At 64.9% G+C, this 18,412-nt stretch carries 19 protein-coding genes and 1 pseudogene; 10 read left to right on the forward strand and 10 right to left on the reverse strand.

Features of this window, described 5'->3' with window-relative positions:
• The 6 genes and pseudogenes from HP546_RS31215 to HP546_RS00030 all read left to right on the forward strand — a co-directional run.
• Positions 1-135, forward strand: a pseudogene (locus HP546_RS31215) (U32 family peptidase C-terminal domain-containing protein); the annotation flags it as partial.
• 81 nt (positions 136-216) lie between these two features.
• A complete protein-coding gene (locus HP546_RS00010; RefSeq protein ID WP_372242401.1) occupies positions 217-1,905 on the forward strand; it encodes a copper resistance system multicopper oxidase in 1,689 nt (562 codons plus the stop codon).
• Positions 1,898-2,761, forward strand: a complete 864-nt coding sequence (locus tag HP546_RS00015; RefSeq protein ID WP_172218445.1) for a copper resistance protein B — start codon at positions 1,898-1,900, stop codon at positions 2,759-2,761. The genes HP546_RS00010 and HP546_RS00015 overlap by 8 nt, the downstream gene beginning before the upstream one ends.
• A gap of 14 nt (positions 2,762-2,775) precedes the next feature.
• On the forward strand, positions 2,776-3,204 hold the full coding sequence (locus HP546_RS00020) for a DUF411 domain-containing protein (RefSeq protein ID WP_172218447.1): 429 nt from the start codon (positions 2,776-2,778) through the stop codon (positions 3,202-3,204).
• On the forward strand, positions 3,204-3,641 hold the full coding sequence (locus tag HP546_RS00025; RefSeq protein ID WP_172218449.1) for a YqaA family protein: 438 nt from the start codon (positions 3,204-3,206) through the stop codon (positions 3,639-3,641). Before HP546_RS00020 ends, HP546_RS00025 begins: the two co-directional genes overlap by 1 nt.
• A 75-nt stretch (positions 3,642-3,716) precedes the next feature.
• Positions 3,717-4,715: an alpha/beta fold hydrolase gene (locus HP546_RS00030; protein ID WP_172218451.1), complete on the forward strand. Its 999-nt coding sequence runs from the start codon at positions 3,717-3,719 to the stop codon at positions 4,713-4,715.
• Between the two features lie 156 nt (positions 4,716-4,871).
• On the opposite strand, the gene HP546_RS00035 is transcribed toward HP546_RS00030, so the two are convergent.
• The 6 genes from HP546_RS00035 to HP546_RS00060 all read right to left on the reverse strand — a co-directional run bounded on the left by HP546_RS00035 (position 4,872) and on the right by HP546_RS00060 (position 10,522).
• On the reverse strand, positions 4,872-5,453 hold the full coding sequence (locus HP546_RS00035) for a DinB family protein (RefSeq protein ID WP_172218453.1): 582 nt from the start codon (positions 5,451-5,453) through the stop codon (positions 4,872-4,874).
• A 14-nt stretch (positions 5,454-5,467) separates the two neighbouring features.
• Complete coding sequence (gene zapE, locus HP546_RS00040) at positions 5,468-6,574, reverse strand: cell division protein ZapE (protein ID WP_172218455.1); 1,107 nt, start codon at positions 6,572-6,574, stop codon at positions 5,468-5,470.
• 189 nt (positions 6,575-6,763) lie between these two features.
• Positions 6,764-7,912 carry a PQQ-dependent sugar dehydrogenase gene (locus HP546_RS00045; RefSeq protein WP_172218457.1) on the reverse strand — a complete coding sequence of 383 codons (1,149 nt, stop codon included), beginning with the start codon at positions 7,910-7,912 and terminating at the stop codon, positions 6,764-6,766.
• 23 nt (positions 7,913-7,935) lie between these two features.
• Complete coding sequence (locus tag HP546_RS00050) at positions 7,936-8,253, reverse strand: hypothetical protein (protein WP_172218459.1); 318 nt, start codon at positions 8,251-8,253, stop codon at positions 7,936-7,938.
• Positions 8,254-8,451: 198 nt separating this feature from the next.
• Positions 8,452-9,417, reverse strand: a complete 966-nt coding sequence (speB, locus tag HP546_RS00055) for an agmatinase (protein WP_172218461.1) — start codon at positions 9,415-9,417, stop codon at positions 8,452-8,454.
• Positions 9,418-9,442: 25 nt separating this feature from the next.
• A complete protein-coding gene (locus HP546_RS00060) occupies positions 9,443-10,522 on the reverse strand; it encodes a polyamine ABC transporter substrate-binding protein (RefSeq protein ID WP_172218463.1) in 1,080 nt (359 codons plus the stop codon).
• Positions 10,523-10,624: 102 nt separating this feature from the next.
• Here HP546_RS00060 and HP546_RS00065 point away from each other — a divergent pair, with 102 nt between their 5' ends.
• Positions 10,625-11,515, forward strand: a complete 891-nt coding sequence (locus HP546_RS00065; RefSeq protein WP_172218465.1) for a LysR family transcriptional regulator — start codon at positions 10,625-10,627, stop codon at positions 11,513-11,515.
• 116 nt (positions 11,516-11,631) lie between these two features.
• Here the strand turns inward: HP546_RS00065 and HP546_RS00070 are convergent, their stop codons facing one another.
• Together HP546_RS00070 and HP546_RS00075 are read right to left on the reverse strand one after the other, a co-directional pair.
• Positions 11,632-14,058: a TonB-dependent receptor gene (locus tag HP546_RS00070; RefSeq protein ID WP_172218538.1), complete on the reverse strand. Its 2,427-nt coding sequence runs from the start codon at positions 14,056-14,058 to the stop codon at positions 11,632-11,634.
• A gap of 143 nt (positions 14,059-14,201) precedes the next feature.
• Positions 14,202-15,326 carry a sigma-70 family RNA polymerase sigma factor gene (locus HP546_RS00075; protein ID WP_172218467.1) on the reverse strand — a complete coding sequence of 375 codons (1,125 nt, stop codon included), beginning with the start codon at positions 15,324-15,326 and terminating at the stop codon, positions 14,202-14,204.
• 133 nt (positions 15,327-15,459) lie between these two features.
• On the opposite strand from HP546_RS00075, the gene HP546_RS00080 reads away from it, so the two are divergent.
• Entirely contained in the window at positions 15,460-15,939 is a 480-nt protein-coding gene (locus HP546_RS00080) for an LEA type 2 family protein (protein ID WP_172218469.1), read from the forward strand.
• 21 nt (positions 15,940-15,960) lie between these two features.
• Here the strand turns inward: HP546_RS00080 and HP546_RS00085 are convergent, their stop codons facing one another.
• Positions 15,961-16,224, reverse strand: a complete 264-nt coding sequence (locus HP546_RS00085; protein ID WP_172218471.1) for a hypothetical protein — start codon at positions 16,222-16,224, stop codon at positions 15,961-15,963.
• 124 nt (positions 16,225-16,348) lie between these two features.
• On the opposite strand from HP546_RS00085, the gene HP546_RS00090 reads away from it, so the two are divergent.
• Positions 16,349-16,669 carry a YqjD family protein gene (locus HP546_RS00090; RefSeq protein WP_172218473.1) on the forward strand — a complete coding sequence of 107 codons (321 nt, stop codon included), beginning with the start codon at positions 16,349-16,351 and terminating at the stop codon, positions 16,667-16,669.
• 21 nt (positions 16,670-16,690) lie between these two features.
• Here the strand turns inward: HP546_RS00090 and HP546_RS00095 are convergent, their stop codons facing one another.
• The gene (locus HP546_RS00095; protein WP_172218475.1) at positions 16,691-17,308 is read right to left on the reverse strand and encodes a tRNA-(ms[2]io[6]A)-hydroxylase; all 618 of its coding nucleotides are present in this window, start codon (positions 17,306-17,308) and stop codon (positions 16,691-16,693) included.
• Positions 17,309-17,459: 151 nt separating this feature from the next.
• Between HP546_RS00095 and HP546_RS00100 the strand changes: the two genes are divergently transcribed.
• Entirely contained in the window at positions 17,460-18,323 is an 864-nt protein-coding gene (locus tag HP546_RS00100) for a universal stress protein (protein WP_172218477.1), read from the forward strand.
• The last annotated feature ends 89 nt before the right edge of the window (positions 18,324-18,412 follow it).

An 18,412-nucleotide genomic window follows, 5' to 3' on the forward strand; every position in this document is an offset into this window, starting at 1 on the left:
TGCAACCGCCAGCAGCAGGCCATCGAGGTGGCGCCAGGTGACGGCCATGTGGTGTACCTGCCGATCCCCGAGCAGGTTGCCCTGGAGTACGCCCTGCTGATGCGCGACATCGGTGCCAGCGAAGCCGCCAGCTGACAACGCTGTAATGTGCACCTCAGCTGCCTGACAGGCGCCAGCGGCGAACATCGCGGCTCACCCGCATGAGGCTACGCCATGTTGCGCAACCCCTCCCGCCGTACTTTTGTCAAAGGCCTGGGCGCCGCCACCACGCTGACGGGCCTGGGGCTGTGGCGCCCGCTGGCCCAGGCCGCAGCCGGCCAGGACCTGGCCGGCCAGCACTTCGAGTTGTTCATCGGCCTGACACCGGTGAACATCACCGGTCGCCCGCGCACCGCACTGACCATCAACAACAGCCTGCCCGGCCCGCTGCTGCGCTGGCGTGAAGGCGACAGCGTGACTCTGCGTGTGCGCAACCGCCTGGCGCAGGATACCTCGATCCACTGGCACGGCATCATCCTGCCGGCCAACATGGACGGCGTACCTGGCCTGAGTTTTGCCGGCATCGAACCCGGCGGCGACTATTTGTACCAGTTCACCCTGCGCCAGAGCGGCACCTACTGGTACCACAGCCATTCAGCGCTGCAGGAGCAGGCCGGGGTCTACGGGGCGATTGTCATCGAGCCGCGCGAACCTGAACCACACCGCTACCAGCGCGACCATGTGCTGCTGTTCAGCGACTGGTCGGACCAGGCGCCGGAGCAGCTGATGGCCACGCTGAAGAAACAGTCCGATGCGTACAACTACCACAAGCGCACGGTCGGCGATTTCATCGATGAGGTGGCCGACGACGGTTGGCGGCAGACCGTTGCCGAGCGCACGGCCTGGGCGCGCATGCGCATGAGCCCCACCGACCTGGCCGATATCAGCGCCGCCACCTATACCTACCTGCTCAACGGCCAGCCGCCGGAGGGCAACTTCACCTGCCTGTTCCAGCCGGGCGAAACCGTGCGCCTGCGGCTGATCAATGCCTCGGCCATGACCTACTTCGACTTCCGTATCCCGGGGCTGAAACTGACGGTGATCGCTGCCGACGGCCTGCCGGTGACGCCGGTGAGCGTGGATGAGCTGCGCATTGCCGTGGCCGAGACCTACGACGTGCTGGTGACCGTGGGCGACCTGCCCGCCTATACCTTGTTCGCCCAGAGCATGGACCGCACCGGCTTCGCCCGTGGCACCCTGGCCCGCACTGCCGGGTTGCAGGCAGCCGTGCCTGTACCTGACCCACGGCCGGTGCTGAGCATGGACGACATGGGCCACGGCGGCATGGCAGGCATGGACCATAGCAACATGGCCGGCATGGACCACGCGGCCATGCCGGCGATGCAGCAACACCCTGCCAGCGAAACCGGCAACCCGCTGGTGGACATGCAGACCATGGCCCCGCGCCCCAACCTGGCCGACCCGGGCATCGGCCTGCGCAACAATGGCCGCCGGGTGCTGACCTACGCCGACCTGCGCAGCCCCTACCCCGACCCGGACGGCCGCGCCCCCTCCCGCGACATCGAGCTGCACCTGACCGGCCACATGGAGCGGTTCGCCTGGTCGTTCGACGGCATCAAGTTCAGCGATGCCGAGCCGCTGCGCCTGACCTACGGCGAGCGGGTACGCATCACCCTGGTCAACGACACCATGATGACCCACCCCATCCACCTGCACGGCATGTGGAGCGACCTGGAGGACGAACATGGGCAGTTCCTGGTGCGCAAGCACACCATCGACATCCCGCCTGGCAGCCGCCGCTCGTACCGGGTGAGCGCCGATGCCCTGGGCCGCTGGGCCTATCACTGCCACCTGCTCTACCACATGGAGACCGGCATGTTCCGCGAGGTACGCGTCGATGAATGACACCCGCAACCGCAGCCTTGTGGCAGGCGCGACGCTGCTGGCCCTGTTGGCCAGCGAACGCGCACTGGCCGCCGGCATGCAGCACATGAATCATGGCCAGATGAACCATCAAGGCATGGGCCATGCGCCAGTCCCCCCCGTCCGGCCACGCACGCCCCTGCCCGCCCTCACCGACGCCGACCGCCGTGCCGCCTTCCCGCTGCTGCCTGGGCATCAGGTACACGACCGGGCAATGAACTGGGCCGTGACCGTGGACAAGCTCGAATACCAGAACTTCGAAAACAGCCATGCCCTGAACTGGAATGCCACGGCCTGGGTCGGCGGCGATATCGACCGGCTGTGGCTACGCAGCGAAGGCGAACGCGAGCAGGGCAAGACCCACAAGGCCGAGCTTCAGGCACTGTGGGGGCATGCCGTCAGCCCGTGGTGGGAGCTGGTGGCGGGCGTGCGCCAGGACTTAAAGCCCGCCAGTGGCCAAACCTGGGCCGGCTTCGGCATCCAGGGCACGCCGCTGTATGGCCTGGAGCTCCAAGCCACCGCCTACGCTGGCGAGCGGCAACAGACCGCGCTGCGCCTGGAAGCCGCTTACGCTATGCTGCTGACCAACCGCTGGATACTGGAACCGACCCTGGAAGCCAACCTCTACGGCCGCAACGATGCCGGGCGCGAGCAAGGCGCGGGGCTGGCCGACAGTGAGGTCGGCCTGCGCCTGCGCTACGAGGTCACCCGCGGCTTTGCGCCGTATCTGGGGGTCAGTTTCAATCGCCTGCACGGTAACCGTGCCGACCAGGCCCGCGAAGACGGCGAGGACCTTGGCCAGACCCGCCTGGTCGCCGGTATTCGCCTGCGTTTCTAAAGGAGTGCTTCACCATGCTGCGCAAACACCTGCTGACCCTCGGCCTGCTGGCTGTCACCGGCCTGGCCCAGGCCGCCGAGACCATCGATGTCTACCGCGACCCCAACTGCGGCTGCTGCAAGGCCTGGATCAGCCACCTGCGCGACAACGGGTTTACCGTCAACGACCACGTCGAGCCGAACATGAGCGCGGTCAAGCAACGCCTGGGCGTGGCGCCGCGCCTGTCGTCGTGCCACACCGGTGTGATCGACGGCAAGTTCGTCGAAGGTCACGTGCCCGCCGAGCAAGTGCGCCTGCTGGCCAAGCGCAGCGACCTCAAGGGCCTGGCCGTACCGGGCATGCCCATGGGCTCGCCCGGGATGGAAATGGGTGATCACAAAGACGCCTATCAGGTTATCGGCGTGACTGAGGATGACCAGGACACCGTGGTCGCCAACTTCTGATGCTCAGCCTGTGGGCGCTGTTCCTCAGCGCCTTCGGCGCCGCCACGCTGCTGCCGCTGCAATCGGAAGCCGTGCTGGTCGGCCTGCTGCTGCGCCAGCCTGAAGCCTGGGCAGCCCTGCTGCTGGTGGCAACCCTGGGCAATGTGCTGGGCTCGGTGGTCAACTGGCTGCTGGGCCGGGCCATCGAGCACCTGCGTGACAAGCGCTGGTTCCCGTTCAGCGCCGCGCAACTGGAACGTGCACAGCAGCGCTACCAGCGCTGGGGGCAGTGGTCGCTGCTGCTCAGCTGGATGCCGGTGATCGGCGACCCGCTGACCTTGATCGCCGGGATCATGCGTGAACCGTTCTGGCGCTTTCTGCTGCTGGTGACCCTGGCCAAGGCGGGCCGCTATGCGGTACTGGCGATGATCACCCTGGGCTGGCATCACGCCTGGTAACACCTTTCACGCTCCGCGTGGTCCAGTGGCTGGTAAAGTCGCCGTTTCCTACATGGTCCTACACGGAGTTCCCCCATGCTGCGCGCAACCGCCCTGGTCCTGGCCTGCCTCGCCGGCAGCCCGGCCATCGCCGCCGAGTCGGCCACCTACGGCCCCCAGCTCGAAGGCTTCAGCTACCCGCACCCGCTCAAGCATTTCGACTTCAAGTCCCAGGGCCAGGCCCTGCAGATGGGCTACATGGACGTGCCCGCCCAAGGCCAGGCCAACGGCCGCAGCGTGGTGCTGATGCATGGCAAGAACTTCTGTGCCGCGACCTGGGAAACCACCGTCGACGCCCTGAGCAAAGCAGGCTACCGGGTCATCGCCCCGGACCAGATCGGGTTCTGCACCTCCAGCAAGCCGGCGTATTACCAATACAGCTTCCAGCAACTGGCAGACAACACCCATGCCCTGCTGGAACACCTGGGCGTCAGGCAAACCATTGTGCTTGGCCACTCTACCGGCGGCATGCTCGCCACCCGCTACGCGTTGATGTACCCGCAGCAGGTGGAGCGCCTGGCGATGGTCAACCCCATCGGCCTGGAAGACTGGAAAGCCCTGGGCGTGCCCTACCGCAGTGTGGACCAGTGGTACGCCCGTGAGCTCAAGCTGAGCGCCGAAGGCGTGCGCGAGTATGAGCGCAAGACCTATTACGCCGGGCGCTGGAAGCCGGAGTACGAGCGCTGGGTACAAATGCTGGTGGGCCTGAACCAAGGGCCGGGGCATGAAGCGGTGGCGTGGAACTCGGCGCTGATCTACGACATGATCTTCACCCAGCCGGTGTACCACGAGTTCAAGGACCTGCAGATGCCGACCCTGTTGCTGATCGGCGACAAGGACAGCACGGCCATCGGCAGCGACATCGCCCCGCCGGAGGTCAAGGCCCGGCTGGGCAACTATGCGGTGCTCGGGCCGCAGGTGGCCAAGATGATTCCCAAGGGCGAGCTGATCACCTTCGAAGGCATGGGGCATGCGCCGCAGATCGAAGAGCCGGTAAGGTTCAACCGCACGCTGGTCGAGTGGCTGGGCAACTGAGCAAGCGTGCGCGATCCCAGTGGGCGCGGGCTTGCCCGCGAACACCGGCAAAGCCGGTGCCATGACCGTGTGGGATTCTTCGCGGGTAAACCCGCCCTCACAGGGTACGCGCCAGCTTCCAGATTTTGAGCACGGCAGTTGCTCCGACAGGAATCGCTACACTTTCCAGACCTGCTGCTCCGTCCAGCCCAGCTCGGCAAAATCAAGCGCCCGCAACCCCGCTTCTTCCTCGCAGAAAAACTCATCCAGCTGAGGCGGCCTCACCGCCGTGTCGCTCAGCATCGCATGCACCTGCCCTCGGTGATGCACCTGGTGCTCGAACAGGTGCGCCAGCAACCGCAGCCGCTGCTCGCGCTGCACCCGCTCGGGTCGCACGATGCTCACATAGCGCCCCAGCTCACCATCGCGCAGCCCACGGCAATAGGCAATCAGCCGGTGATCGGCCTGAGTTTGCTCGGCATGCAGCTGTGTACTGGTGGCAAACGGTTGCTCGGGGTCAAAAAAGCGCTCGCTGTCCGTATCAGGCTGCTCCCCCCGCTGCTCACACTCCAGCATGTGCAGATAGAACCAGTCCACCGTCAGCAGGTGATTGAGAGTGGCCTTGATCGAAGGGAAGAAGCTGCAGCGCGGCGCGACGAATTCGTCCTGGGTAAGTTGCAGGCAGGCCTTGTACAGACGGTGGTTGGCCCAGCCATTGTTGTAGGCCTGGGTCAGCAGGTGATGCGACAACGGCTCCATGGCTTGGCTCCTTTTCAGGCGAAGCGTTGCAGTTGCATCTCCCGTAGCCGGCTCAGGGTCCGTTGGTACGGGAACGCCAGATACCCTTGAGTGTAGAGGTCATCGAGCGGCACCTGCGCCTCAAGGTACAGCGCCACCCGGCGGTCATAGCATTCGTCGACCAGGGCAATGAAACGGCGCACCGCATCGTCCTTGGGTGACAGTGCAGGTAGTTGGCGATCACCCGCCACTACCCTGGCTGCACCATCCTCGGTACCGCGAGCGATGCGCCCGGCGCGCTGCTCGCCACCCAGTGCAGGAATGCCGGATACCAGGATCGCAGGGAAACGGTCGCACAAGGCCATGAACTCCATGGCGGCGAGGGGTTGCTCGCACAGGTCGGTGAAACGGCACCAGATCGCCTGTTCACTGCGCCGCACTACCTGCACCTGCCTGGAACCGATGAGCAACGGCTCAGCAGTGCCAGTGTGGTCCGGGCTGAGCTGGGCAAACACCTCGCCAAGCGGGCTGGGCTGCCCCGCTTGCTGTACCCAATAGCGTTGCCGCTCGGCGCCAGGGTGCAGGCGATGGTCCTGTTCACCCGCTACGGGCAGCACCTGCATGTGCCGCTGGATGGCAGCAATGGCGGGCAGGAACCGATCGCGGTTGAAGCCGTCGCGGTAAAGCAGCTCGGGTGGCTGGTTGGAGGTGGCCACGATCACCACGCCCTGGTCGAACAGCACCTGGAACAGGCGGCCGAGAATGATCGCGTCGCCGATATCGTTGACGAACAGCTCATCGAAGCACAGCACGCGGATCTCGCCCGCCAGTTCCCGGGCCAGGGCCAGCAACGGGTCGGCGGTGCCGTTGAGCTGGAACAGGCGCTGGTGCACCCAGGCCATGAAGTGGTGAAAGTGCTGGCGCCGGCTCGGCACGCGCAAGCAGCGGTGGAATTGGTCCATCAGCCAGGTCTTGCCACGGCCGACCGGGCCCCAAAGGTAGATGCCCTGGGTGGGGCAGGCCTGTTCGATGGCCTGGAAGCAGGCTTGCAAGGCCTCGACAGCACAAGCTTGCGCGGGGTCGGCGGCATAGCCTTGGGTGGTAAGGGCTTGTTGATACAAGGATTGGGGGTCGATAGACATGCGTCATTATCTGCACCGGGCTTATTGCCGGCAAGCAGAGCATGGGGGTTGCGTCAGGGCTGGCAGGTGTTTGCCACAATATATTCAGCGCCTGTGAGATCGAGCGCCGCGCGGGCGGCGCTCGATCTCACAGACGATGCATATCTAGCGGCAATCACCTATCAGCCCGATGCGATCCCCCACATCACCTCAGCCCTCGCCCAATCCAACCTTCAGCAGCGCGCCGTCCTTGTCATCGGTCAGCACATACAAAAAACCGTCCGGCCCCACCCGCACATCGCGAATACGTGCCTTCAGGTCGCCCAGCAGGCGCTCCTCATGCACCACTTTGTCACCCTCCAGCTGCAAACGAATCAGCTCCTGGCTCGCCAGCGCGCCAATGAACAGGTTGTGGTCCCAGGCTTTGAATGTCGGGCTGTCATAGAACGCCATGCCACTGATGCCCGGTGATTTTTCCCATACATGGTGCGGTTCGACCATGCCGTCCACATGCTTGCCCTTGGCTTCGGGGATGGGCAGCATCGAGTAGTTGATGCCATGGGTCGCAATGGGCCAGCCGTAGTTCTTGCCGGGCTCGGGGATGTTGATTTCGTCACCGCCACGCGGGCCGTGCTCGTGGGTCCAGAGCTTGCCGGTCCAGGGGTTCAGCGCAGCGCCTTGCTGGTTGCGGTGGCCGAACGACCAGATTTCCGGCCGCACCTTGTCCCTGCCGACGAACGGGTTGTCCTTGGGCACTTCACCGTCCGGGAGAATGCGCACGATCTTGCCCTGCAGCTTGTCCAGGTCCTGGGCGGTGGGGCGCTGGTTGTTCTCGCCCAGGGCAATGAACAGGTAGCCGTCGCGGTCGAACACCAGGCGCGAACCGAAGTGGTTGCCCACCGAAAGCTTGGGCTGCTGACGGAAGATCACCGTGAAGTTCTCCAGCCGGGCGCGGTCTTCGGACAACTGGCCACGGCCAACCGCTGTGCCGGCCTTGCCGTCACTGCCTTCCTCTGCATACGACAGGTAAACCGTGCGATCCTTGGCAAACGCCGGCGACAGCAGCACATCCAACAGGCCACCTTGCCCCTCGGCCCAGACCTTGGGTACGCCGCTGATCGGCGGGCCGACCTTGCCCTCGGCGTTGACCACCCGCAGGTTGCCCATGCGCTCGGTGACCAGCATGTCCTTGCCACCGGGCAGGAACGCCAGCGCCCAGGGGTTGCGCAAGCCGTCGGCCACGGTGCTGACGGTCAACGTGCCTTGTTCACTGCGAAACTTTTGCTCGGATGCCGCCTGTGCCAGCACGGGCATGAGGACGGCGGCGGTCAGGGTGGCTAGCCAGTGTGCTCGGAGCATGCAGGATTCCTTTCGTACAGAGGTCACGGCGCACGCGGGTTGTCACGCGGTGGCCGGGTCGGTTCCAGGTTCGGGGTTTGCTGCTGGCGACGCAGGTTGTCGCCGTTGCCGATACCGCGGTTGTCCAGGGTCGGCGGGCGCTGGTAGGGGTCGGTGGACGGGCCGCGCACTGGCGGCGTGGCCGGCATGCTGCCCTGGCGGCTGTTGGGGTTGGCGCGCTGGATCGGGCTGTTGTAGGGGTTGTTCCGGTCGGCAGCGAGCTGCAACGGTTGAGCGAAAGCAGCTTGCGCGGGCAGGCACAAGGCCAGGCCGAGGGCCAGGATGGGCAGTGTCCGGGTCATGCTTCACCTCCTGTACGAAAATGCCGCGCCTGGTGGGTTTGATAGCCTAAGGCGCGAAGGGTTCGCGGCAAAAGTGTGAATGCGCGTGGAGATAATTCCTGATGTTTCAGTATGGGCCCAGGGGGCCGCTGTGAAGCCCTTCGCGACACAAGGTGGCTGCTGCATGAACACGCAGCAGCCTCGACGTTGGGGCGCAGGTTACCGAGCTTTGTCCACCTTGTGCCGCGCCGCGTACAGGCACAGCATCTCCATCGCCAGGGTCGCCCCGGCCAGCGCAGTGATATCGGCATGGTCATAGGCTGGCGCCACCTCCACCAGGTCCATGCCCACCAGGTTGATGCCACGCAGCCCGCCGAGGATCTCCAGCGCCTGCAACGTGCTCAGCCCGCCGCATACTGGTGTGCCGGTGCCAGGCGCATAGGCGGGGTCGAGGCAGTCGATATCGAACGTCAGGTACACCGGCCGCTCACCCACCCGCTGGCGAATCGCTGCGATTACCGCCTCGCTGCCCTGGCGGTGCACCTGGCGGGCGTCGAAGATGGCGAAGCCCTGGCTGTCGTCGTTAGTGGTGCGCAGGCCGATCTGCACCGAGCAGGCCGGGTCCACCAGGCCTTCGCGGGCGGCATGCCAGAACATCGTGCCGTGATCGATGCGCTTGCCCTCCTCGTCCGGCCAGGTGTCGCTGTGGGCATCGAAGTGGATCAGCGCCAGCGGGCCATGGCGCCGGGCGTGGGCCTTGAGCAACGGGTAGCTGATGAAGTGGTCGCCGCCCAGGGTGAGCATCGCGCAACCCGCCTCCAGTATGTGCGTGGCGTGTGCCTCGATGCTGTCCGGCACCGACTGCGGGGTGCCGCTGTCGAAGGCGCAGTCGCCGTAGTCGATCACCGCCAGGTGGTCGAAGGGGTCGAACGCCCACGGCCAGTGGCGGGCCCAGGCCTGCTGCACCGAGGCCGCGCGGATCGCCCGCGGGCCGAAGCGCGCGCCGGGGCGGTTGCTGGTGGCGGTATCGAACGGCACACCGCTGACCACCACATCGACGCCGCGCAGGTCGCGGCTGTAGCGGCGGCGGGCGAAACTGGTAATGCCGGCGTAGGTACTTTCTGCGGCGGTGCCATACAGGCTGTCGCGGGTCATGGCCTGGTCGTTGTTTGCGGCTTGCTCCACGGTCGGGCTCCTTTGTCGTTATGGGTTACTGACGGCTGCGGAAGGCGGTCCACAGGCGGTTGCGCTGACGCAGGTCGGCCAGGGCCATGCTGCGGTCGGCGTACAGCCGCTGGCGTACCTCGGCAGGCGGGTAGATGTCCGGGTCATTGCGCACCGCCTCGTCCACCAACGGTGTGGCCGCCTGGTTGGCATTGGCGAAGAACAGCGTGTTGGTCAGCGCCGCCACCGATTCGGGCTTGAGCATGAAGGCGATGAATGCCCGCGCCGCTTCGGGGTGCGGGGCGTCCTTGGGGATGACCAGGTTGTCCTGCCACACCAGCGTACCCTCGCGGGGGATGCGATAGATCAGGTCGAACGGCTTGCCGGCCCGGCGCGCCTGATCGGCGGCCATCGCGGCATCGCCGTTGTAGGTCAGCGCCAGGCACACGCTGCCGTTGGCCAGGTCGCTGATCTGCCGGCCGTTGGCGACGTAGCTGATCGACGGCTGCAACTGGTTCAGCAGGTTCTGCGCTGCGGCCAGGTCGTCCTTGTCCTGGCTGTAAGGATCCTTGCCCAGGTAATTCAGGGCCACCCCGATCACCTCCTGTGGCGAGTCGGGCATGGCGATGCCGCAGTCCTTCAAGCGGCTGGCGTACTCAGGCTTGAACAACAGGTCAAGGCTGTCCAGCGGCACATCGCCCAGGCGCTGGCGCACCGCCTCCACATTCACCCCCAAGCCCAGGGTACCCCAGGTGTACGGCACCGCATGGCGGTTGCCCGGGTCGGCCTCGGCCAGCTTGGCTAGCAGGTCCTTGTCGAGGTTGGCGTAGCCAGGCATGCCCTGGGCGTCCAGCGGCTGCAGGGCATTGGCCTTGAGCGCCCGGGCCAGCACGGTCGATGACGGCACCACCACGTCGTAGCCACTGCCGCCCGTCAGCAGCTTGGTTTCCAGCACTTCGGTGGTATCGAAGGTGTCGTAGCGCACCTTGTAACCGGTTTCCCGTTCGAACTGCTGCAGGGTTTGCGGGGCGACATAGTCGGCCCAGCTGTAGAGGTTGACGACCTTTTCTTCGGCTTGCAGCGGCAAGGCCAGGACCAGGGACAACAGGCACAACGATCGACGCATGACGGACACCTCGGCAAATGGGTGGATGCCGCCAGCATGCCAGCCGGGTTACATTGCAGGAATGGCAAGTTTGCAAAGCTGACATTCATCAGGAGCAATGTAATGCTCGGACAAGTGCACGATCCCGACCTGCACCTGCTGCGGCTGTTCGTCACTGTAGTCGAGGCCGGTGGCTTCAGCGCTGCGCAAGGTGTGCTGGGCCTTGCCCAGCCCACCATCAGCCAGCGCATGGCACAGCTGGAGGCGCGCCTGGGCTACCGCCTGTGCAGCCGCGGCAAGGGCGGGTTTCGCCTGACGGAAAAAGGCGGGCTGTTGCTGGACGCGGCCCGCGCGCTGCTGCTCAACATCGAGCAGTTTCGCCAGCAGGCCAATGGTGCTGCCGGGCGGTTGCTGGGGACCGTGCGTATCGGCATGGCGGAAAACCAGGACAAGACGGTGAGCCTGAAGCTGGCAGCGGCCATTGCCGCGTTTCGCTCGCGGCAAGAGTCGGTGCAGCTGGAGCTGATCAGTGCACCGCCGGCGGAGCTGGAGCGACTACTGCTGGAGCAGCGGCTGGATTACGCCATCAGCTACTTTTCCGGCAGCCAGGCCGCCTTCGACTACCAGCCGCTGTTCGAGGAGCGGCAGCGGCTGTTTTGCGGCAAGGGGCACGTGCTGTTTGGCGAGGCGGACGTTGAGCTTGAGCGCTTGCTGGAGCTCGACCAGGTGCGCCATCCCTACCGGCTTCTGAAAAGCGGCGAGCCGTTCCAGAGCCGGCGCAGCATGGCGGTGGCGGAACAGATCGAGAGCGTGCTGACGTTGATTCTGTCGGGGCGGCATATCGGCTATCTGCCGTGTCATTGCGCACGCGCGTGGGAGGCCGACGGGCTGTTGTGGGCGCTGGATGCGGGACTGGACTTTGTCGTGCCGTTCACCCTCGCCCGGCACCGGGCGCAGGTGGTCGGCGAAGCGCAACAGGCGTTTGCGCAGGATTTGCTGGCAGCGTTTGCCTGAACCGGCCTCTTCGCGGGTAAACCCGCTCCCACAGGGATCGCGCACGCTTCAAAAATTTTGCGCGAGACAGTTGCTCCCACAGTGACGGCGCCAGTGGCCGGGTCAGGCAGCAACCATCAGTAAGCCATGCTCCAGGTCAGCGTGTAGGTACGCCCGCGGCCTTGGTAGTCATACAGGTACGCCGGCCCATATGTCGGGGCATAGAACAGCGTCGCGCGCTGCCCCCAGACCGTGCTGTATTGCTTGTCCAGCAGGTTCTGGACGCCGGCGCTGAGGGTGCCGAAGCCGGTGTCCTGGCTGGCCAGCAGGTCGAAGGTGGTATAGCCGTCGATCTCGTGGTCGGCATCGTCCTTCAGGCTGAATGCGTGGTTGGCCTGCAGCCGCGCGCTGCGGCCATCGCCCTTCCAGCCGACGAACGCGGTGGCTTTGGACAGCGACGCATAGCGGGCGTCACGCTTGATCCAGCCGCCATCCACAGCCTCTTCCTCGGAGCGGGTCAGGTGCAGCGTGCCACCGGCTTCCCAACCGGTCTGGAAATGCCGGGTCAGCGCCCCTTCAAAGCCGAAGTCGCGGCTTTTCTGCTCTTCCACGTTGATGGTCAGGGTCTGCGAATCGACGTTGATGATCTTGTCCGACCAGATGTAGTACAGCGCCGCCTGGGCATCCCAGTCCAGGTCAGCATAGCGCCAGCCCAGTTCCACCTGGCGACTCTTGATGCCGGTCAGCGGGTTGTCGGCCACGCTCAAGCCTGGCTTGCCGTAGTACTTGGCCGGGTCCGGCAGGTCGAAGCCTTCGCCGTAGTTGGTCCAGACCTGGTGGCCGTTCTTGAAGTCGTAGATGGCGCCGAGGTTGAACAGGTTGACCTGGTAATCGTTGCTGCCGCCGGGCACGCCCTTGAAGTCGCTGACGTCTACGTCCATCTGCTGGCGCCGGGCACCGCCGGACAGAGTCAGGTTGTCGCTGGCATGCCAATCGAGCTGGGCGTACACCGACACGCCGTCGACCCGGTAGCTTGGGTAACGCGCGGCCTTGCTCTCCTTTTCCATGTCAAGGCCACCCGACGCCGACGAGGTCAGGGCGTTGAAGGTGGTCTGCTCGGCGTTGAAGCGCTCGCGGTCCAGATCGACGCCGTAGGTCAGCTTCAGCGTGTCCCACTGCTTGGCGAACAGGCCCTTGAGGCTGGTGACCTCGAAGTTCTGCTGCGAGGCGGCGAAGTACACGCCGCGCGAGCCGGTGGGCGTGGCGCGGTTGTAGTACGGGAACGGGTAGAAGTTGTCGTCTTCCTTGCGGTAGGACGCCTGCAGGTAGAAGTCCTGGCCCAGCACATCGGTGTGGTGGTAGTTGGCGTTCAGCAGCAGGCGACGGGTACGCGGCTCCAGGTCGGACGAATAACCACTGCGCAGCTCAGCGTCTTCCAGGTCAGACGGCGCGTTGTAGTTCAGGTTGGGGAAGTAGATGCCGGTGCTGCCATGGTTGCCCGAGTCATAGTACTGGGCCAGCAGGTCGAGGCTCTGCTGGTCGTTCAGCTGCAAGCCCAGGGTGCCCAGTACGTCGATGGTGCGGTTGTACTGCAGGTCGGTCTGGGTATTGTCGATGAAGATCTGGTCGCCAGCACCGTCGTAGAAGGCTTCGTTCTGCTCGCCGGAGATACCCAGGCGGGCATTGACCCGCTCGTTGCCGCCACTGATCGACTGGGCAAAGCGCGTGGCCAGGTCGTCGCTGTTGTTGAAGCCGCTGCTGGCGCCTAGCTGGGTCTCGAAGCGCGCCGGGCCAGGCTCGCCCTTTTTAGTCACGATATTGATGATGCCGCCGGTGGCGCCGCCGCCATAAATGGCACTCGCGCCGGACAGCACCTCAACCCGCTCGACGTTGAACGGCGAAATGCTGTCGAACTGGCGCGACAGGCCGCGCGAGCTGTTCTGGCTGACCCCGTCGATCATCACCAGCACGTTGCGCCCGCGCATGTTCTGGCCGTAGTTGGTACGTCCTTCCGGGGCCAGGTCGAGGCCCGGCACCAGCTTGCCGATAGCTTCCTTCAGGCTGACGCCGCTGTCGATCTGCTCACGCAGCTGCTGCTGGTCGACCACCCAGACCGTGCCGGGGATTTCGCTGATCGCGGTGCTGGTACGCGAGGCGACGCTGACCTGAATCGGCTTTAGGTTGACCGCCTGCGGCGCTGGCTGGGCCGTGCGCAGGGTGACCGTGCGGGCGTCGCTGAAATGCCAGCGCATGCCACTGCCGGCCAGCAGCTGCTGCAGCGCCTGCTCGATGCTGTAGCTGCCTTGCAAGGCGGGGCTGACCTGGCCGGCGACATCGCCGGTGGTGTACAGCAGGTGCAGCCCAGCCTGGTCGGCAAACGCGGTCAGGGCCTGGTCCAGGGGCTGGGCTGGCAGGTCGAGCTGGACCTGGCGGGCCTGAACCTGGGCCGGCTCGGCCGCCGGGGCGGCCCAGGTCGGCAGCGGGCCGGCCAGCATGGCCAGGGCACTGCAGGACATCAGGGCATGGTGGACAGGGCTGCGGCGGTGGTGCAAGGGCTTGAGCATCAGAGGCACGAATGAGCTTCCAGACAAGTCGTAGATGAGAATGGGTTGCTGATCAGTCCCACTACGACGATCTGGCTTGCAGGAACTTGCAGTGCTGGATGAATTTTTTTCGCTTCGGCCTCTTTGCGGCTTCTACATGCCGATCAATGCACCACGGCCAACCACGGCAGGTAGGTGACCTTCAGGCCATAACGCTGCTCCAAAGTACGCAGCAAGGCCTCAGGTTCATCCAGGTCGAACACCCCGCTCACCTCCATCGCCGCCAGCTGGCGGTCGGACAGCACGATATGCCCGTGCCGGTAGCGCTCAAGCTCGGCCAGCACCTGGCCCAGCGGCTTGCCATTGAAGATCAGCTTGCCGCGTTGCCAGGCCATCTGCACGCTGGCATCGGCCGCTATCGCCAGTTCATGCTCGCCGACCTTGGCTTCGCCTTGCGCCAATACCACGCGGCCATCGCGGCGCACGCTGAAGGTGGCGGCACTGCCCTGCACCCGCTCACCCGCGCTATCGACCACGAAAGGCCGTGCATCATCAGCGGTCTCGAACAGGGCCTCACCAGACGCCAGCACCACCCGCCGCTCACGGTCAGTGTATGTGACGCTCAAGGCACTGGCGCTGTTCAACGTGACGCGTGTGCCATCGGCCAAGGTAATCACCCGCCGCTCACCCACTCCGGTGTGGTAATCGGCCAACAGCATCGGCGCCTGCTGCCAGCCCGCTACTGCCGCGACCAGCAAGACTACCGAGGCCGCCACGCCCGCCTGTTTCAGCCAGCCGCGGCAATGGCGCAGGGCCTGGCCAATGTATTTGGCCACCATGCTCTCGGAAACGCCCAGGCGCAGTGCGATCTGCGCCTGGGTCAGGCCCTCGATGCGGTTGAGCAACAGCGCTTGGCGGGCATTGGCAGGCAGTTGCAACAGCGCTTGATCAAGAATCTGCAGCCGCTCGCGAGCCAGCAGTGCCGCCTCAGGTGCCGGCGCCGGGCACGCCAGCTCGCTTGCCCCGTCGCTGTCGTCGTGGCTGGCGGCAATGCGCCGTTCGCGGCGCAAGGTATCGATGGCCAGGTTGCCAGCCACACGGAAGATGAAACTGCGCGCATGCAGCACCGGCACCGCCTGCTCATCGATGTGCAGCAGTTTCAGGTAGGTTTCCTGTGCCACGTCGGCCGCACGCTGGCGGTCGCTCATGCGCCGGGTCAGAAACTGCAGCAGGTCGTCGTAGTGCTCCTGGAAACTCGCCAGCAGGCTCGACACGGGAGACGTCAGCATGGGTTGGGAAAGGCCAGTAGGAGAAATTATCGGGCGTTAATGAGAAACAGTATCTTTCATCTCGACGATCACTTTCAACGCCGACCCGTATTTGCCACACTGCCAGCGTGTTTTCTCTGGCAAGGCCGCCCCCATGACTGCCCTTCTGCACCGCTCTACCCGCTGGCTTCTGGTCCTGTTGATGGCTTACGGCCTTGGGGCCTGTGCACTTTTACAGCCACGCGACCCGCTGAACATCAGCGTGATCGGCATCGAGCCGCTGCCCGGGCAGGAGCTGGAAATGCGCATGGCAGTGAAAATGCGGGTGCAAAACCCCAACGAGGCCGCCATCGACTACAACGGCATCGCCCTGAACCTGGAGGTTAACGGCCAACCGCTGGCCGCCGGGGTCAGTGACCAGCAAGGCCATATTGGCCGTTACGACGAAGCAGTAATTGTGGTGCCGGTAAGCATCACGGCATTTTCCTTCCTGCGCCAGGCCTATGGGCTGGGCCAGGTGAACTCGCTGCAGGGCCTGCCGTACAAGCTTCGCGGCAAGCTGGCCGGTGGGCCGCTGGGCACCGTACGCTTTACCGACGAGGGCAAGCTGGACTTGCCCAAGGGCACGTACTGACAAGCGCCCGACGGGTTGCAATCAGCGGCTGGCGCTGGCGGCAGCCATCAGCTTGTTGACTTCGCTGCGCACCATGCTGGCGTATTCGGGCGGGGTCATGCCCTCCAGCTCGGCGCGCACCCACTCGGCCCATTTGCCCTTGCGCCGCGGTTTTTCGGCAATCAGCCGGGCAGCGTCGCCCTTGGCCTTGCCCAGGTTGCTCTGCCACATCGCGAACAGCCGGGCCTTTTCAGCCTCGATCTGCGCCCGTTCCTCGAAGCTCATGTTGGCCAGATTGAAACTCATGACTCACCTGCCTGATCCGTAAATGGCGGCTATCTTACACCAGCGTGCCGCCGTCACGCCGACGCAACTTTTCCGGTGCACAAGTATCCATTGTTCAAACCACCCCATCGACGAGGACGAGTTCATGGCCCGCAAAAACGCCGCACAGGCTGACAGCGATCAGATCAAGGACCAGGTATTCAGCGAGTTGCAGTCGCTGATCGAAGAATCGGAGAAGCTGCTGACCGAGAGCGCCGCCCTGGTTGGCGAAGAGGCAGATAACCTGCGCGCGCAGGTCAGCCTCAAGCTCAAGCAGGCGCGCCAGGCCGCCGGTAACATGCGTGACAAGGCGCAGCCAGTGGTGGACGCCACCCAGGACTACATTGGTGGCCACCCGTGGCAGACGGTGGCCATTTCTGCAGGTTTCGGCCTGGTGGTCGGCCTGCTGCTGGGGCGGCGCAACTGAACGCCGGGCCGCCTGGTGCGATCAGGCGGCCTGCGCCAAGGGTATGCCACTGTGAAAGCGCAGCTCCTGGTCCGGTGACTGGATCAGCTCCACTTCTGCTGCACGAACCAGCTCCACCCGGCAGGCGATGTCCGCCTCATCGCCATAGTTGTGCGCCAGTTTCAGGTAGCCCTGGTAGTGGCGCGCTTCGCTTTTCAGCAGGCCGTGGTAGAAGCGGCCCAGCTCCTCATCCAGGTGCGGTACCAGTGCGGCGAAACGCTCGCAGCTGCGCGCCTCGATGAACGCCCCCACCACCAGCGTGTCCACCAGCTTGACCGGCTCGTGGGACCGCACCAGGCGGCGCAAGCCCGAGGCATAACGCCCGGCCGAGACCGGGCGCAGTGGCACGCCGCGGCGCTTCATCAGGCGCAGCACCTGCTCGTGGTGCACCAGCTCTTCGCGGGCCAGGCGCGACATCATATTGATCAGGTCGAGGTGGGTATTGTACTTGGCCATCAGGCTCAAGGCGGTGCTGGCGGCCTTGAATTCGCAGTTCTTGTGGTCGATCAGCAGGGTTTCCTGGTCGGCGAGCGCCGCTTCGATCCAGGCGTCTGGCGTCGGGCAGCCAAGAAAGGCGTCGATTTCGGGGATCAGGGACATAGGGTGCGACCACACAGAACAGGCAGGGTCGGCGATTATACCGGCGGCGGCCGTCGGCGCCAGTGACTATGCTTGATGTACATCAAGCGCCAGCCAGGGTAGCACCGGCTATAGTCAAGCACCGGTGCCACCTTTGAAGGGAGTTGCCCCCATGCAAGCCGTCCGCAGCATCCTCGTCGTCCTCGACCCCGACCACGCCCACAGCCGGGCGCTGACCCGGGCCAAGCTGATTGCCGGCGTCACCGGCGCACGCCTGCACCTGCTGATGTGCGACAAGCGGCATGACCACAGCGCGTTGCTGAGCCTGCTGAGCAGCCAGCTGCATGATGACGGTTATGACAACGTCACCCATGAACAGGCCAGGCATGACACCCTGCATGAATCCATCATTGCCGTGCAGCAGGCCGAAGGCTGCGAGCTGGTGATCAAGGAGCACCGCCCGGACAACCCGCTGAAGAAGGCCCTGCTCACCCCCAGTGACTGGAAGCTGCTGCGCCAGTGCCCGTGTGCGGTGCTGATGGTCAAGAGCGAGCGGCCCTGGACCGCGGGCAAGGTGCTGGCCGCAGTGGACGTGGGCAACCAGGACGAAGACCACCGCCGCCTGCATGCCAGCATCATCGACCATGGCTTCGAGATCGCCAAACTGGCCAAGGGTGAGCTGCACGTCATCAGTGCCCATCCGTCGCCAATGCTGTCGGCCTCGGACCCGACGTACCAGCTGAGCGAGACCATCGAACAGCGCTACCGCGAAGCATGCAACGCGTTCCAGGCCGAGTACGGCATCAGCGACGAGTGCCTGCATGTGGCTGAAGGGCCGGCGGATGTGCTGATCCCGCATACCGCACAGAAGCTCGATGCGGTGGTAACGGTGATTGGCACCGTGTGCCGTACCGGGATTACCGGGGCGTTGATCGGCAATACCTCGGAAGTGGTGCTGGACAAGCTGGAGGGTGATGTACTGGTACTCAAAAGCGAAGAAGCCATCGCCCACCTGGCCGAACTGGCCCGCGGCTGAGTTCGACCTGCCAGGGCCCTATCGCCGGCAAGCCAGTTCCCACATCGACCGCATTGACCTGAAGCCATGCACAGCACCTGTGGGAGCTG

The organism is Pseudomonas sp. CM25 (genome assembly GCF_013179705.1).
Lineage (GTDB): Bacteria > Pseudomonadota > Gammaproteobacteria > Pseudomonadales > Pseudomonadaceae > Aquipseudomonas.